Source organism: Pedobacter nototheniae (assembly GCF_004335085.1).
In the GTDB taxonomy this organism is placed as follows: domain Bacteria; phylum Bacteroidota; class Bacteroidia; order Sphingobacteriales; family Sphingobacteriaceae; genus Pedobacter; species Pedobacter nototheniae.
On sequence record NZ_RQRS01000028.1, the window covers coordinates 37,123 to 54,662 of the forward strand.

9 protein-coding genes are annotated in these 17,540 nt (G+C 36.9%); 8 read left to right on the plus strand and 1 reads right to left on the minus strand.

From position 1 onward, the window contains the following. Positions 1 to 15 precede the first annotated feature (15 nt). The 6 genes from EHC72_RS19950 to EHC72_RS19975 all read left to right on the plus strand — a co-directional run bounded on the left by EHC72_RS19950 (position 16) and on the right by EHC72_RS19975 (position 4,509). Positions 16 to 1,281 (plus strand): DUF4302 domain-containing protein, encoded by a 1,266-nt coding sequence (locus EHC72_RS19950; RefSeq protein ID WP_165585886.1) that lies wholly within the window; start codon positions 16 to 18, stop codon positions 1,279 to 1,281. A gap of 95 nt (positions 1,282 to 1,376) precedes the next feature. Then, positions 1,377 to 2,084 carry a hypothetical protein gene (locus tag EHC72_RS19955; protein WP_131539485.1) on the plus strand — a complete coding sequence of 236 codons (708 nt, stop codon included), beginning with the start codon at positions 1,377 to 1,379 and terminating at the stop codon, positions 2,082 to 2,084. A gap of 126 nt (positions 2,085 to 2,210) precedes the next feature. Next, positions 2,211 to 2,483, plus strand: a complete 273-nt coding sequence (locus tag EHC72_RS19960; protein ID WP_131539486.1) for a hypothetical protein — start codon at positions 2,211 to 2,213, stop codon at positions 2,481 to 2,483. Between the two features lie 4 nt (positions 2,484 to 2,487). Further along, positions 2,488 to 2,883: a DUF983 domain-containing protein gene (locus tag EHC72_RS19965; RefSeq protein WP_131539487.1), complete on the plus strand. Its 396-nt coding sequence runs from the start codon at positions 2,488 to 2,490 to the stop codon at positions 2,881 to 2,883. 64 nt (positions 2,884 to 2,947) lie between these two features. Then, the gene (locus EHC72_RS19970; protein WP_131539488.1) at positions 2,948 to 3,610 is read left to right on the plus strand and encodes a DUF2461 domain-containing protein; all 663 of its coding nucleotides are present in this window, start codon (positions 2,948 to 2,950) and stop codon (positions 3,608 to 3,610) included. A 59-nt stretch (positions 3,611 to 3,669) separates the two neighbouring features. Continuing rightward, positions 3,670 to 4,509 carry an OmpA/MotB family protein gene (locus EHC72_RS19975; protein WP_131539489.1) on the plus strand — a complete coding sequence of 280 codons (840 nt, stop codon included), beginning with the start codon at positions 3,670 to 3,672 and terminating at the stop codon, positions 4,507 to 4,509. A 51-nt stretch (positions 4,510 to 4,560) separates the two neighbouring features. Here EHC72_RS19975 and EHC72_RS19980 read toward each other — a convergent pair whose 3' ends face one another. Next, on the minus strand, positions 4,561 to 7,146 hold the full coding sequence (locus EHC72_RS19980; RefSeq protein ID WP_131539490.1) for a hypothetical protein: 2,586 nt from the start codon (positions 7,144 to 7,146) through the stop codon (positions 4,561 to 4,563). 232 nt (positions 7,147 to 7,378) lie between these two features. On the opposite strand from EHC72_RS19980, the gene EHC72_RS19985 reads away from it, so the two are divergent. Both EHC72_RS19985 and EHC72_RS19990 read left to right on the plus strand, forming a co-directional pair. Next, on the plus strand, positions 7,379 to 9,739 hold the full coding sequence (locus EHC72_RS19985; RefSeq protein ID WP_131539491.1) for a putative Ig domain-containing protein: 2,361 nt from the start codon (positions 7,379 to 7,381) through the stop codon (positions 9,737 to 9,739). Between the two features lie 45 nt (positions 9,740 to 9,784). After that, positions 9,785 to 17,533 carry a gliding motility-associated C-terminal domain-containing protein gene (locus EHC72_RS19990; protein ID WP_131539492.1) on the plus strand — a complete coding sequence of 2,583 codons (7,749 nt, stop codon included), beginning with the start codon at positions 9,785 to 9,787 and terminating at the stop codon, positions 17,531 to 17,533. Positions 17,534 to 17,540: the final 7 nt, after the last annotated feature.

The window sequence follows — 17,540 nt, forward strand, 5'->3', positions numbered from 1 at the left end:
TTTAAAATCGAAATAATGAAAAAGTATTTATTATATTTTTTATTGATATCAATTGCCTTTACGGCCTGTAAAAAGGATAAAACCGCAGCTGAATTAGGCAATCCGGATGAGCGTTTAAACGCCGTTCTAACAGGATATCAAACCCAATTGGCAAGTGCCCAATTTGGTTGGAAAGGTTATTTGCTAACGGATTCTAAGGTTACAGCCACATTCCTTTTTAGTTTTACAGATAAGAATAGAGTAACCATGTCTGCGGATTATGCTCCTGCAGCAAAAGAAAGTTCTTACCGCTTAAAAGCATTGCAAAGACCAACCCTGCTTTTTGATACCTATTCTACACTACACTTAATTGCCGATCCAAATCCAAATGTTATTGGAGGAGATGTAGGTGATGGCTATAATTCAGATTTCGAATTTGCATTTCTGTCGGCAAGTACAGATACCGTAAAATTAGAAGGGACTTTTAATAAAAGTAAATTGATTTTGGTGCGTTCAAAATCTGCAGCTGATAATACTACAGCATTTTCCGCTGTGGATGATATGACTGCTTTGCTTAGTAAATTGAGAACTTATTTTAAACGTACTACGATAGGAGGTATTGAAGGCGAAGTTAAACTAGATCCAGCCAATAGAGTATTTGGCTTTAATTATTTGGATGGTACAACATTAAAAACTGTAAGTAGTAATTATTTTGTTTCTGGCACATCAATTATTTTATATGATCCATTGGTAATAGGAAAAACATCTTTAACTACCATTAATGGAGTAAGTTATGATGCTTCAACAGGTTTTATAAACGCAAGCCTATCTGGTGGAGAAACTTTACAAATTAAGGAGGCTATAACCCCACTATCTTATGATCAAACAGTTGCCGCAAGATTCTTAGCTAATCCAATTCATAGTACTTATAGTGAAAATTATAATGGATTTACTGTAGATGGAGTTGCAGATGCTTATAAAGTTAAAACGATTCCAAATTTTGGATCTATAGACTATTATCATAAAATTACTGGACAAGCTTATGGAGCTGTTAGATTTTGGTTAGGTACTGCATATGGTGCATATGGTCCGGCTATTACACCAACAGTAAGTGCTGATGGTAAAATCTCTTATACATTAGCTGGTAGTTATGGTAATGCTCCTGGTGCAATCGCACCTATTATAAATAATGTAACAAATAACTTCATAAAAGCAGGTGGTTTTTATGTGATTCAAACAGGGACTAAAGTTTATGATTTAGTTGCTGTAGCGGATGCAAGAAGTTGGATAACATTCCAATAATTTTTCCAAATGAAGTTTTATTAAATTAACACATACTCTCTTAAAGCCCTCGATTTTCGGGGGCTTTTGTATCTATAACTCTAAATTAACTCGAAATGAAAAAAAATAAATTAATGCTTTTGATAGTTCTCATTGCACTATCGCTCTCTTGTAAAAAAAGTGAAATCTTACAAAAAGATATTAACCCTACGAATCTGAATAAAAATGCTAAGCAGCAAGGCTCTAATTTTGATTCATATGAGGTTGGAGGTACAATTGGTTGTGCCATCAGACTTACTGATCCATCAAGTTCAGGCTATCGTGATAATGATGCTTACGATTCTTGTATGGATGATATGTTAGCCGGAAGAAATACTTTAGGCAATCTGACAATGCCAGGTAAACCACCAATATATCCAGCGCCAGAGTGTTTGCCGTGCATGGTTCCTCCTACATTTAAAATAGATTTAATGCAATATTATTGGGCTTTATTGGATGTGCCTGAGCCGTTTACTGAGCAAGAGTATGTAATTGCAAGAAATAAACTAACAATTTTCAATACCATTATTGCTGCGATTTTTACTAACTCAAATGGGGAATTAGAGATTCCCGAAGATAGATTGACCAGACGAGATCAGCTGCTGTCATATACGGGAATACTTCCAGTTGGATTAGTTGATTATGTTGATTTTGTATATGGTAAGTATTTCTCATTAGAGCCTGTTATTGGTGCAAAATTATTTAGAGTACTTGATGCAAATGGATTTCAAATATCTTATAAATCTTACGGGGTTATAATAGGCGATGTTGCCATGAATTTATAATGTAGTCTATAATAATCAACTTAATATTGTTTATTTCAAGCACTCCTAAAGCCCCCGAAAATTCGGGGGCTTTTTTATGACATAATTTTTAAATCCCTCCAAACGTTTTATCTGTATATTTGCGTAATGAAAAAGAAAGTCGTTTTTATCTTATTTCTATTTGCTTTAACTTTTGCCATAACCCCTAAGGTTAATGCGCAATGTGCCATGTGTAGCATTAATGCCGAGCAAGGTGTAAAAAATGGTAATACACAAGCAGAGGGATTAAACACTGGTGTTATTTATCTGTTATGTATTCCATATTTAATGGCGATTATTGTTGGTGTGGTTTGGTATAAAAAATACCGTAAAAAGAACATTCAGATCAATATGAAAAATGAGCCAGTTAATTTAAACTAAATTTATGGCTGATAAAACCTCGAAGCTATATGCAATAGTGCATGCAAAATGCCCGCATTGCCGCAGAGGCGATATTTTTACGGGTAGTATGTACGGTTTTAATATTCAGCATACAAAAGAAATTTGTAGCCATTGTGCACAAAGAATAGAAATAGAACCTGGTTATTTTTATGCCGCAATGTATGTAAGCTATGCTATGAATGTGATTGAAATGCTCATCGTTAGCTTTATTACCTATCTGCTTTGCGGGCCCTTAACGGATGATACCTTCTGGACGTATTTAATTGTAATTTTTGCTGGATGCTTTCTCTTATACCCGTTCAATTATCGGTATTCGAGAATCATTTTATTGCACGTTTTATCTCCAAATATCAAGTACAAACCATATTACGATAATTAATTCCTAATTATCAATAACCAGTTTATACAGTTAACCCCTAAATTACCACGTTAACCAAAAAACTATGCTTAAAAAAGACACCTTAAATTTTATTAAAGATGTTGCCGAAAACAACAATCGCGAATGGTTTGCCGAAAATAAATATAGATACGAAGAAGCTAAGGCAGATGTACTTAATCTAGTTACTTTGCTCATCCCTGAAATTGCTAAAATTGATCCGTTAATATCTCCAGAAATAGATGCGAAGAAATGTTTATTGAGGATTTATCGTGATGTTCGTTTCAGCAAAAATAAAGACCCATACAAAAACAACTTTGGCATTTGGTTTTCTGCACGCAGCAAAGGCGGTAACGAGCCAGGTTATTACTTGCATATTCAACCGAAGCAATGTTTTGTAGCCGGAGGATATTGGATGCCCGATGCGCCACATATAAAACTAATTCGCCAGGAAATAGATTATAACATTAGCGACTTTAAAGAAATTATAAATCAAAAGGATTTTAAAAGCAATTTTAAATTGGGAACTGCAGGCGCTTTAAAAAATGCACCCAAAGGTTATGATCCAACCGATCCAAATATTGAATTTTTAAAATTAAAAAGTTTTGAAGCGTCCATGCAATTAGATGATGAAGAATTTTTTAAACCCACACTCGTTAATAAGTTGATAAGTTCTTTTAAAACAGTTCAACCATTAGTTGCATTTTTACGAAATGCCATTGACGCTTAACTATAGAGATTAGCTTGTAATTAACCATTTAAAAATAACCAACAACCAAAATAATTATAATGAAAAATACCTTTCTTGCTTTTGCCATTCTACTATTTGTATCCTCAATAACTTCCTGTGTGGTTATGTCGCCAAAAAAATATAAGGCATTACTGGGTACAAAAGATTCTTTATATACGGCTTTTAATGAAGGACAAATTAAAATTGAGAATCTGGAGAGTGAAATCAAAAAATTAAAGAAAGATACTGCGTTAATGGGGGAGGAGTTACGTGATATTCAAGGCCGTTACAATACTGTTGATGCTAACTATAAGAAATTAAAGAATAACAGTTCGTCAGAAATCACTAAACTATCTGGAGATTTAGCTGCGAGAGAAAAACGACTTAAAGAAGTAGAAGAAGTATTGCGTAAGCGTGATGAAGCAACTAATCAGTTGAGAGAAAAATTGCAACAAGCCTTATTAGGTTTTACTAAAAGTGGATTAACGGTTGATATTAGAAACGGAAAAGTATATGTTTCTTTAATGGATAAACTCTTATTTCCTTCGGGCAGTATTATTATTGATGAAAAAGGAAAACAAGCACTTGCACAGCTTGCAAAAGTTTTAAAGGAGCAGCCTGAAATTAATATTGCAGTTGAGGGGCATACCGATAATCAAAAGGTAAATAACTTAGGACAGATTAAAGATAACTGGGATTTAAGTGTTTTAAGATCAACATCTGTAGTACGTTTTTTAACGGAGAGCGAAAAAGTTGAAGGTGTAAGAATGACGGCTACGGGTAAAGGCGAGTTTCAACCGCTTGGGCCAAATACCGGTGCCGATGGAAGAAGTAAAAATAGAAGAATTGAAATTGTATTATCACCTAAATTGGATGAACTATACAATTTAATTAAGTAATTATAAATGATAAAAAAAGCCCCGACATTTATGCCGGGGCTTTTTTTGTGCTTATGAATTTCGTTTATATGATTTTAGAATTTTAAAAGTATGATCAAAATCTACTCCGTTTAAGTTTGCATAATCGGGCATGGAAATTTTGTGTACGGTTAAAAAATTCAATAACTCTTTAATCACATTTGATACCTCTTCGGTTGCATCTGTATGTTTAAGACAATCTATTTTGATTAACATTAAGGAAATTTCATACATTTTAAACTCATTTTTAGAAGCAAGTTTAATCCCTAAATCTATCTCATCACCAGCCTTGTCAAAATTATCGGTATAGTTATAAAAGTTGGCTTTAAATACATGAAAAGCCGTTATAACAAATGGCGTATGGTAAGTATAATTTGAACTAATTATTTTTTCGAGGAACTGAATAATTCTTTGTGCCTTTTTAAAATAATGCAGCTGTAAATAAGTTTGGCCCAAAATAATTAATAGAAAAGGAGAGAAAACGGAAGACCGGATATAAAAGATATTTGGGTATTTATTTAAAATCGCCATTATAAACCTATGGCATTCTGCATAGTTTTTTTGAGAAAAAAGTGTGAGTAAAACTAATCTGTACGAAAGTATTTCTGCCGTAGTTAAATCCTCATTTTTTAGTGGTTTACTTTTATCTATTTCCCGGCAAAGCGTTATAATTTTTTCCTCTAAAGTTTTACTTTCGTTTGGTTTATTATTAAGGTTATTATTAAAGTATAAAATCAAGTCATATAAGTTAATCGGAAAAAGCTCACCTAACCTTTTATAATTTCTTTTTAAAAGCTGCATATTATTATTTAAGGCAGTTTTATCAAGGTCTATTAGGTAAATTACACATTCAATTACGTTAAGCATAATCTGAATATCTTCATTTAAAACATTGTCAGATATGCTTTTAATCGTTTCCTTATATAAGCTGCCCATTGTTCTACCCATCGTCATAATATCAATAAAATCGATATTAATAGTTTGCTTATTAAAGTTTGAATTGGGTTTGTTGAGCTCGTAACTAGCTACGTAGCATATAAAGTCGAAAGAAGTATTTTTTTCCAGATTGGTGAATGGAAGCTGAAAAATATTTTTTAGTTCAGCAATTTTATTTCTATTAATACAAAATCTAATGGTCCAGTTTAATATATGATCCCGTAAATTAGATTGATCGCTAAAATTTTTCAAAATGTATTCGAAAAACTCCTTGCTAGGTTTGTACTGAAATTTCTCGGTAATTTGAATAAAGATAAAATAGGTATAAATATCATTGTTCAAAAAGCGAATCACTTCGGTAGGAATAGAGGTACTCAATCTTTTTTCTTCGATGATAATACCTGTAAAAGTTAATTCTTCGTAAGCATCGGGATAAGAAATGGCATAGTTTAAGATCTGTTCTTTTGATACCCTTAATCCTTTATTCCCTTGAGTTAAGCACTCACTAATTTTCTTAAGGATAAATATTTTCTCTGTACTCTTTTTAGAAAGGAAAACTTTTTTCTCTAAAAAATAGTTAATCAGCTCATAGCAAAGTAAAGGGTTTGACAGTTCGAACTGGTTGGCTTCACTTTTTAATTTATAATAAACCTGTAACCAAAAAGGCGTTTTAAATTGGTTAAGTAAACTTGGGTGAATATCCTGTTTACTAATTGTTTTACCCTCTATATTGCTCAATGTATATAATATTTCTTCTGTATTTAAAGAAGGAACATTGCTTAATACATCCGAATCGTAAAATAAACCATTATACCACGTTTTAGTTAAAAAGGCAGAACCCGTTATTACTGGTTGTAAATTTATCCACGAATTTGTTCTTAACCCGAAAACGATTTTAAAGAAACTATTCTCCTCAATACTGCATAAAAAATCAATTAAAACTTTGAAATACCTACTTTTCATTAAGTATTCATCTATTCCATCGATAATTAACACAAAGCGTCCTTCCCGTTTTTCTGGGTTTTTCTTAAAAAAAGCAATTAACTCACTAACACTCCCAAATTTAAACTCCCTTAAAAACCAATCTTTAAAGGTAAGTCCATTTTGAATAACCGTATTTATACTTGCAGAATTGATTAATAAAACAATGTCGTTTTTATAAAGAGCATTTTCTGAATAAAAGAAATGCTCCACCAAATGAGCCAGCAAAATAGATTTGCCATGCCCCGGTTGCGCACTAACTGTAGTGAATTGATAATTGTTTTTTAAGAAATATTCAAAATCCGGATAAAAAAAGCTTCGGTTAGAGGTAGAAGAAAACGGTACACCCGAATTATTCTTTTTTGCAATTAAGGAAGTATCGGTAATGGCATGGGTTTTAAGCTTTAAATTTTGCCATATACTTTGCACTGATGAAACCTGACTTTCCTTGTCTTTACAAAAAGAATCCCAATCAGAATAGCCAATATATTGCGAAAGGCTATTTAGAGTAAATAGAGAAAACTTATGTAAAGTGTTTGCAAATCCAAAAAACCGCTTTATTGTCGTTTCACTAACATAATTTTTAGTTTCTTGAAATACAAATTCAGAAATTACTTTACAATGCCCGGGGTCTATATTTCTTAGACCAGACTTTATAAGTACAAACTTCCTTAGTTCCTGATGGAGTTCGTTAGCGTTCATTAAATATAGAGATGGATGACTTTGCTAATGTCATCATAATTTCACAATCATTGAAATGATTTTGATAAGAAAGATTTCTATGAATGAAATGAACGCGATGCCCAAATTTAAGAATGAATAGTAATGGATAAATAAGGTGATTGGTGTAGATGTAGATTTGTCATAATCATTTAATACTTGTAGTCTAATAGAAAACTATACTATTTATAGTATTTCCCTAATAAACGCTGACATGATGAAAAACTCTACCTCTCATCTCCTTAAAGGACGAATCTGCAATACGCTCGTATTTGCAATGATTACTTTATTAACGCTCTTAAATTCAAAATCGTATGCGCAAACCAGAGTTTATGCAAATGAGGTAACTATCCAGAGCAATGTAACGGATCCTGGTAATGCTGTAACGCAGAGTACAACTACTTTTGCAACCGTTAATTCTTATGGAGGGCTGGCAGCAGGATTACTTGCCTATAATGGAGAATTGGAGTTAAAATATCCCAGTGTTGTTCCTGCAGGAACAACATCATATGTGAGAATAGATTTTGCTCCTGATGTTTTAAACGCTTTATTAGGAGGAAACCTCGGAGGACTTTTAGCCAATGTATTAGGGAACGTTGTGTTAGGAAATCACTCTTTTGAGATTGGGGCAAGAAATTCGAGTGGAACTACAATTATTAGTGGCTCAAGTACAACAGCCTTATCAAACCCTAGTTTACGATTAGTTAAAGATGGCAATGGATTTTTTTATGCCGCGATAACGCCAAATCAACCTTATGATAGGGTTTACATAAAAGATATAACAAAAGCACTATTGATAGGTGCTACAAACAATACAAAAGTATACTACGCTTTTTATGGAACAGGAATCGATCCTTGTGCACAAGCTTTTGCTACAGGTTACGAAGGAGATGGTTTAACCGTTGATGTTTTAGGTTTAGGCAAAGCCGGAGTAACAAATGCAGAAAGAGCTATAGATGCCGATCAAACCAATTACTCTGAAGTAAGTTTAGGTGCTTTAGGTGTAGCAGGATCAATCAGTCAAAATTTTTATTTTGAAACATTATCTAATGCAGGTGATGAATTTAATTTAAGATTTCAAACTTCAGCAGCATTATTAAATGCTGGACTTTTAAATAATATAACAGTAACAGCCTACAACGGCAATACCCAGGTATTTAGCCAACCTGCATCTACCTTATTAAATCTCGATTTATTAGGCTTGTTGCAAAATGGCCAGGTTGTATCCATTCCATTTGCACCACTCGTGCCCTTCGATCATGTTAAGGTAACTGTATCATCGCTGTTAAATGTAAATTTAACGCAAAGTATTTCCATTTACGGTTTAACACGATCAGCAGGGCGGCCAACATTTACTGCACCGGCAAGTAATGCGGTTTCTGTATGTTATAACACAAGTACTAATTTATCTGCAACAACAACTGCTGCCAATGAATTAAGATGGTATGATGTTGTTGATGGAGGAACAGCATTGGCAACAACCGCTTATAATGGAACTTTTTCAACAGGTTTATTAACTGCAAACAAAACTTATTATGTTGCTGCCAGAAGAATAGGATGTACAGCAGAATCTGGAAGGGTGCCTATTGTTGTAACCGTTAATCCGGCAATAGTTTTTAATACAACCACATTAAGCAATGCTACAGTAGGGTTTGCTTATACAAAACAAATTAATGCAGCAACTGGTGGCACACCAAATTATACATATACACTAGCAACTGGAAGTACACTACCAGCTGGATTAAGTTTATCTACAACTGGATTAATAACAGGCACACCAACTGTTGCAAATGATTACAGTTTTTCAATTACAGCAACAGATAGTAAAGGTTGCACGGTTACCACACCATTTACCCTAAAGGTAACCGCAACATTGGTTTTAACACCAGGTGCCTTGGTAAGTGGGGTTACTGGTACAGTTTATATTACGCAAACTATTCCTGCGGTAACGGGTGGTACTTCTCCATATGTTTATACTGCTACTAATTTGCCTCCAGGGTTAACATTTGATCCCGCAACGCGACAAATTTCTGGTACGCCAACGTTAAAAGGAACCTTTACAATTCCAGTAACTGCAACTGATGCTAATGGAAATTCGATTACATCTAATTATACACTTAAAGTAACCGATCCATTAGTTCTGCCTACAACAACACTTGCAGGTGGAATTACAGGAACTGTTTATAATCCACAAATAATTCCTGCGGCTACAGGTGGTTCAGAACCTTTTACCTACTCTGCAACAGGACTTCCTCCGGGTTTAAGTTTCGATCCAACAACAAGAGCAATCACTGGAACACCTACACAGGCTGGTAATTATACCGTTGCGGTAACCGTTACTGATGGCGATGGAAAAACAATTACTACAAATTATCCATTAGCAGTAACCAACCCACTGGCACTTGCTACAACTACCTTAGCGGATGGTACAGTTGGTGTAACTTATACGCCGCAAAATATTCCTGCGGCAACTGGCGGTGTCGGACCTTATACTTATACCGCTACTGGATTGCCTCCAGGTTTAAGTTTTAATCCGGCAACAAGAGCAATTACTGGAACACCAACGCAAGCCTGAAATTATTCGGTTACGGTAACAGCTACTGATAGTCAAAGCAAAACAGTGAGCGCCAGTTATTCGTTAAAGGTTATTGGACAACTTTCTTTGCCATCGGCAACATTAGCAAACGGTGTAGTTGGCGATGTTTATACAACACAAACCCTTCCAGCAGTTTCTGGTGGTACGGCTCCGTACACTTATTTGGCTACCAACCTCCCTCCGGGATTAAGTTTTAATACTGTAACCAGAGAAATATCAGGCACGCCAACAGTTGGTGGTAATTATACTATTTCTTTAACTGCTACAGATGCAAATAATAACAAGGTTAATACAGATTATACCATCTCGGTAACCGTTAAAGCTCCAGTTGTTGCAGGCGTAAGCGTTTGCGCAGGCAGTCCGGCTACGCTTAGCGTAAGTAATTTACAAACTGGTGTAACATATAATTGGTATGCATCATCAGGAAGTACACCTTTAGCAACCAATAATGCAGGTACATTTGTAACACCTGCGGTAAGTGCACAAACAACATTTTATGTTGAGGCTGTATCGGGCACAGCAGTGAGTAGTCGTACGGCGGTTACGGTTTCAATAAACCCACCTGCAACTCCAGCAGTGATAACAACCAATAATCAAGTTATAAATAGCGGTCAAACCACTACATTATCTGCAACGGCAGATGCTGGAAATACAATTAACTGGTATGTAACAGCAACTGGAGGAACACAATTGGCTACAGGTGCATCATTTACAACACCAGCTTTAACTACAACAACAACTTTTTATGTTGAAACCGTTAATGGTAATGGATGTACTAGTGCTAGCAGAGTACCAGTAACGGTTACAGTAATAACTGGACCTGGAAATCCAAATTGTAATGCAGCAAATAGCCAAAATACAGGTATTACTGGTATTTGTTTATTGTGCGGTATTACTGGTCCTGGAAATTCTACAGATGCAGATTTAACTAACTTTACCAGAATCTCACTTGCCGTTGGGGTAACATCAGTTGGCTATCAACAATTAATTTTCCCTGCAGCGGGTGCAGCTACAGATAGTATTCGCCTTGATTTAGCAACACCAACGGGATTACTTGATCTTGGCGTTTTAGGAAATATTACCGTTAACGTACTGAATGGATCAACCATTGTAAAAACTTATCAACTAAATTCATCTTTATTAGATCTAAAACTTTTAAGTGGAAACCGTTTTACGGCTACCTTACTTGCAGGCGGGGTATATGACCGTGTTGAAGTAAGATTTGGCGCTTTAGTTTCTGCAATAACCAGTTTAGATATTTATGGTGCACAAATTATTTATCCTAACCCTACATTAACCGCTGGAAATCAAACCATCTGTTCGGGTAGTACAGCCACTTTAACGGCAACAGCAAACGGAGGCACAACGTTAAACTGGTACAGCGCTGCAACAGGTGGTACCTTATTAACTTCGGGCGGAACCTATACAACACCTGCTTTAACGGCAACAACAACTTATTATATAGAGGTATTAAAGGGAACTTGCGCTAACCCAACAAGAATTCCGGTAACTGTAACTGTTACACCAGTTTTAGCGGCACCAGTGCTTGCTCCAATAGCTGGAGCCTGCCAGGGTTCTTCTGCCACTTTATCGGTTAGTAACCCCGATGCAGCCATAACTTACAATTGGTATGATGCAGCTACTGGCGGAAACCTTGTATTTACAGGATCTGTGTTTACAACCCCTGTTTTAAATGCCAATACCACTTATTATGTAGAGGCTTTACAAGGTACATGTATAAGTGCAACACGTACTGCAGCTGTGGTTACGGTAACACCAAGACCAGCGTTGGCTGTAATTACGGCATCTGCATCAACAGTTAGCCCAGGCCAAACAGCTATTTTAAATGCTGGACCTACAGATCCTAATGTTAGTTTTAAATGGTATACTAGTGCCAATGCAACTACCGCAGTTTACACAGGTGATACTTATGTTACACCTCCATTAACCGCTACAACAACTTATTATGTAGAGTCGGTATCAAATACATCAGGATGTGTATCTGCAAGTCGTGTTCAGGTAACTATTACTGTAGATGGCGGCGGATCTTCAAATCCTGTTCCTTGCGAAGCGCCAGTAAGTCAAACCAGCGATGTAGTAGGAGTGGCTTTATTATCAGGTGTGTTTAATCCTAATTTAGCAATTGATAACGATACCCAAACGGCTTCTTCATTGGTAATGCCAGTGGGGGCTTTAGGTGCTTACGCTTATCAAACGGTTAAATTTGCTTCACTTTCAAGCGTAGGTGATACCGTACGTATGTTGGTTTCTACACCAGGAAAATTATTATCATTGGGCTTATTAAATGGTGCTCAGGTTACAACTTATAACGGCACAACGAGTAATAACGATACAAAATTATTAAATAACACTACATTATTAAATGTTCAATTATTAAGTGGCGATAGCCAGGCATTAATCACATTTGTACCCACAGCAACATTTGATGGTATCGAATTGAGGTTAAACTCAGGATTGTTGGGTGCGCTAGCTTCTATAAACTTTAATTATGCACAACGTGTAATGGTTGCACCAACAGTGGTATCGGCAAATGTTACTGCATGTTCTGGTCAAACTGCTCAATTAGAAGTTAGTAATCCATCAGCATTATTAACCTATAGATGGTACGATGCTTCTGGAACTTATTTAACTGGTAAAGATGGAACAACGTTTACCACCCCAGCACTAACTGCAAATACTAAATATTATGTTTCGGGTGTATCAGCATCTGGTTGTGTAAGTTATAGAACGGTGGTTAATGTAACCATCAATCCTTTAGCTTCAGTACCAGAGTTATTAGCCCCAAATGTGAATACCTGTTTATCAACATCGGCAACGTTCCAGGTTAAAAACCCAGTTGTGGGTACTACTTATAACTGGTACAGTTCTTCAACATCAACAACTATTTTATTTACAGGTGATAAATTTAATACACCAACTGTTGTAGGCGGTACAAGTTACTTTGTAGAGGCAGTAAATAGTTGCGGTACAGCATCTGCAAGAACAGAAGCTATTGTTACAGTAGGTTCTATCGATGTTCCGATTGTTACACCATCAGCGGTTACTATAAATCAAGGATCTGTTGCCTCGTTAATGGCAACATCAAGTACAGCGGGTGCTGTTATAAATTGGTATGATAGTCCGGCGGCTGTAGTTCCAGTATTTACAGGAGAAACTTTTGTAACACCACCTTTAAATGCCACTACTACATATTATGTGGAGGCAACGGTGCCTGGGGGTTGTCCGGCAACAAACAAAGCAACAGTAATTGTTACTGTTATTCCTAATGGTACTCCAATAATTACACCTTGTGGTGCCGCTACAATTGCAGCAGATAAGGGAGTTACAGGAGTGGCGCTTTTAGCTGATGTATTTAATCCTAACCTTGCGGTTGATAATGATATTAACACAGGATCGAGTTTGGTTATTCCAGTTGGTGCAGTAGGCGCTTCTGTATACCAACGCTTAGGATTTGCCGGAGGATTATCAAATGTTGGTGATACATTAATTGTAAACATCACTTCGCCAGGTAAATTACTATCACTAGCGGTATTGCCAAGTTTAACTGTAACAAGTTTTAATGGTAGCACCAGCAATAATGATGGTGTTGCAGTTACCAATCCTTTAATTGATTTACAATTGCTGGCAGATGGTAGTGGGGCAACCTTTAAGCTTGTGCCAACATCACCATTTGATGGGGTAGAAGTAAGATTAAGCTCTGGCTTATTAGGTGCCTTATCTTCTGTTAATTTAAATTATGCTCAACGTACAACAACATTGCCAACGGTTGCCGCGGCTACAGTTAGTGCCTGTCAAGGTACAGCAGCTACGCTAACTGTTACAAATCCAAAAGCAAATACTGTATATAAATGGTATCAAGGTACAATTTACCAAGCAGGTAAAGATGGGGTAACCTTTACTACTGATCCAACGTTGGCTGCAGGTAGTTACGATTTCTTTGTAACAGCATCTGCATATGGTTGCGAAACTAAGCCAACTAAGGTAGTGGTAACGATTTTACCGCCAGCAGTTAATCCGGTTCCATCGCCAGGCAATCCAACTGTAACCTGTGTAAACACACCAGCAACCCTAAATGTGGTAGCAGTAACTGGCATTACTTATAATTGGTATGATGCCGCAACAGGAGGAAATGTTTTAGTAAATAATAACAGTAGTTTCACTACATCTGCTTCTTTAGCTGCGGGTGCTACATATGATTATTATGTAGAGGCCGTGAGCGGAAGCAATTGTGTTAACTCTACACGTACAAAAATTAGCATTACTGTAAATCCGTCATCAACAGCAAGTGATATTACCGTTGTTGGAAATACATCATTATGCGCATCAGGCGTAGCCGTATTAACTGCGAGCAGCACAACGGTTACTAACCCAATATTTACCTGGTACAGCGATGCTGCCTTAACCAATCAGGTAGCCAATACAGCACAATTTACAACGCCACCAGTTACTGCAACAACTAAGTTTTATGTAACGGTAAGTGGTACAAATAAATGTGCAAATGCGCCAGGCAGTGCAGAGGAAGTAACTATAACAGTTAATCCGGTGGCTGTAGCATCTGATATTAGCTTATCGGGCACAAGCACAATTTGTGGTGGTTCTACTGCAACGCTTATGGCAAGTAGTACAACAATTACAAACCCAATATTTAGCTGGTACACCGATGCCGCTTTAACAAACAAAGTGTTTGAAGGCGCAACATTTACAACAGGAATTTTAAGCGCTACTACCACTTATTATGTAACTGTAAGAGGAGATAACAAATGCGAAAATACAGTGGCAACTGCTAAATCAATTACCATAACAGTTAATCCGGTAGCAACCGATGCTGATGTAACCATTAGTGGGTTAGCCTCTATATGTAAAGGGTCATCAACAACTTTATCCGCTACTACCACTACAGTTACCAACCCGGTATTTACTTGGTATAGTGATGCTGCATTAACTACCGTTGCCTATACAGGGGCAACATTTGCAACACCAACTTTAACCGCAAATACAACTTATTATGTAACGGTGAGAGGGGATAACAGATGTGAAAATAAAGCAAATGCAAAAGTTGTAAGCATTACAGTAAAAGATTACGCCACAGCAGCAGATATTACAGTTAGCAATGCAAATATTTGTTCAGGATCTGCTGTATCATTAATGGCATCAAGCTTAACGGTAACACAACCTGTATTTACATGGTATAGTGATGCCTCATTAACAAGTGTAGTATTTACTGGGCCAACATTTAGCATCCCATCATTAACTGCCACTACCACGTACTATGTAACGGTTAAAGGCACTAATAAATGCGAAAATGCTGCTGCCGATGCTAAACAAGTAATGGTAACTGTTAATCCGCTAGCAACTACTACAGATATTATTGTTAATGGAGGAACGGTTGCTTGTGCAGGATCATCAACCACACTTAATGCAACATCGCCAACGGTTACCAACCCAGTATTTACTTGGTATAGTGATGCTGCCTTAACTAATGTAAGTTTTGTTGGTCCTAATTTTATAACACCAGCTTTATCTGCAAACACAACTTACTATGTTACGGTAAAAGGCGATAATAAATGCGAAAACGCTCCAGGTACAGCTAAATCAATTAGCATCACCATTAAACCAATTGCATCATCAACAGATGTTACTGCTGCAGATGCAACAATTTGCGCAGGTTCATCTACAAATTTAACGGCAACATCAACAACGGTTACCAATCCAATATTTACTTGGTACAAAGATGCTGCCTTAACTACGGTAGCTTTTGTTGGCGCTACTTATACAACTGATCCATTAAATGCAACAACTAAATTCTATGTTACTGTAAAAGGTGATAATGTATGTGAAAGTTCAGCTGCAACGGCTAAAATAGTAACCGTAACAGTGAATATTGCTGCAACGGCAGATGATATAACTTTATCAACTCCAGCAACCATTTGCGGTACAGGTACGGTTGTAATTAATGCAAGTAGTACAACGGTTACCAACCCAGTATTTACCTGGTACAATGATGCATCACTTACCAGTGTTGCTTTTGTTGGGCCAATATTTACAACGCCAACTTTAACTACAACCACTACCTATTATGTAACCGTTAAAGGTGCCAACAAATGCGAAAATAGCAGTGCAAATGCAAAAACCATTACGGTAAAAGTTAATCCATCAGCAACAGCATCTGATGTTTCTGTAACAGGTTCTACTTCAATCTGTGCCAGTGCATCAGCAAGTTTAACCGCTACAAGTACTACGATTATCAATCCGGTATTTACCTGGTATAACGATGCTGCCTTAACCAGCGTAGCTAATGTAGGTGCCGTATTTACAACGCCTGTGCTTACTGCCAACACTACATATTATGTTACCGTAAAAGGCGATAACAGATGTGAAAACACCGCAGGAAATGCAAGTGCAGTAAACATTGTAGTTAATGCATTGCCAACAAACCCTGTAGTTTCTAGTACTGGAACAAATATTTGCGCAGGCGATGCTACAACATTAACAATTTCTAACCCGCAACCTGGTGTAACATACGAATGGTATAGCGCTGCAACGGGCGGAAGCTTGTTAAATACCGGTACAACTTATACAACCGGAATGCTTGCCAATACAACCGATTACTATATAATTGCAATTGGAACAGGCGGTTGTAACAACAACGGAGGCAGAGTTAAAATTACTGTAACGGTAAATACTAAACCTAATGTGCCAACAGTTGCATCATCATCGGTAAGTGTATGTACAGGCAGTGCAGCTGTGCTATCCGTGCTAAACCCTCAGGCAAATGTAACCTATAACTGGTTTACAACTGCAACAGGTGGAACAGCAGTAGGCTCAGGAAGCACATTCTCTACTCCGGCAGTAACAGCAAATGCTACTTATTATGTAGAAGCTACCTCAGGCTCTTGTACATCAACCTCAAGAACGGCAGTTAATGTAATTCCATTGCCAGTACCGGTTGCACCAGCATCGGCAACACCGGCCAATGGAACATTATGCGCAGGTAGTACAACTGTATTAACCGTTAACAATCCGGTTACGGGATTAATTTATAGATGGTACGCTGCTAGTTCTGGAGGTAATGTACTTGCAGAAGGTGTAACATTTACAACGCCTGCTTTAACCACTAATACAACATATTATGTAGAAAGTATTGCTACTGGTGGTTGTGCTAGTGCAACAAGAACAGCCGTAACTATAAATATATTACCTGTACTTGAAAAACCTGTTGTTGTTTTAAGAACCTCAGACGCTGGTAGTGTAACTTTTGGATGGGCAGCTGTAAATGGCGCAACAGGGTACGAAGTTTCTACAGATAACGGTTTAACATGGCAAAGCCCTACTAACGGAGCATCAGGTACAACGTACTTCGTAGCAGGTTTAAAACCAGATCAGGCGGTAACTATTATTGTTAGAGCCAAAGGACAGATTGATTGCCAAACCAGTGCAAACTCAACTCCGTTTACTGGTAAGGCAACAAACCCACTTGGAAATGAAGTTTATATACCAAATGCATTTACGCCAAATAACGATGGTAAAAATGATATCTTCCTTATTTATGGAACCTCAATAGCAAGTGCAAAAATGTACGTATACACACAATGGGGCAATCTTATATTCCAGTCGGATTCTGTTGCCAACGGATGGGATGGAACATATAAGGGCGTTAACCAAACAACAGGCGTATACGTGTACATGGTTGATGTGACTTTTAACGATGGAACCAAATCGATTAAAAAGGGTACTATAACTTTAATTAGATAATGATAAG

What these genes read in the sequence shown, in the direction of transcription:
- EHC72_RS19950 (WP_165585886.1), top strand. Translation starts at nt 16, where the DNA reads ATGAAAAAGTATTTATTATATTTTTTATTGATATCAATTGCCTTTACG.
- EHC72_RS19955 (WP_131539485.1), top strand. Translation starts at nt 1,377, where the DNA reads ATGAAAAAAAATAAATTAATGCTTTTGATAGTTCTCATTGCACTATCG.
- EHC72_RS19960 (WP_131539486.1), top strand. Translation starts at nt 2,211, where the DNA reads ATGAAAAAGAAAGTCGTTTTTATCTTATTTCTATTTGCTTTAACTTTT.
- EHC72_RS19965 (WP_131539487.1), top strand. Translation starts at nt 2,488, where the DNA reads ATGGCTGATAAAACCTCGAAGCTATATGCAATAGTGCATGCAAAATGC.
- EHC72_RS19970 (WP_131539488.1), top strand. Translation starts at nt 2,948, where the DNA reads ATGCTTAAAAAAGACACCTTAAATTTTATTAAAGATGTTGCCGAAAAC.
- EHC72_RS19975 (WP_131539489.1), top strand. Translation starts at nt 3,670, where the DNA reads ATGAAAAATACCTTTCTTGCTTTTGCCATTCTACTATTTGTATCCTCA.
- EHC72_RS19980 (WP_131539490.1), bottom strand. Translation starts at nt 7,146, where the DNA reads ATGAACGCTAACGAACTCCATCAGGAACTAAGGAAGTTTGTACTTATA.
- EHC72_RS19985 (WP_131539491.1), top strand. Translation starts at nt 7,379, where the DNA reads ATGATGAAAAACTCTACCTCTCATCTCCTTAAAGGACGAATCTGCAAT.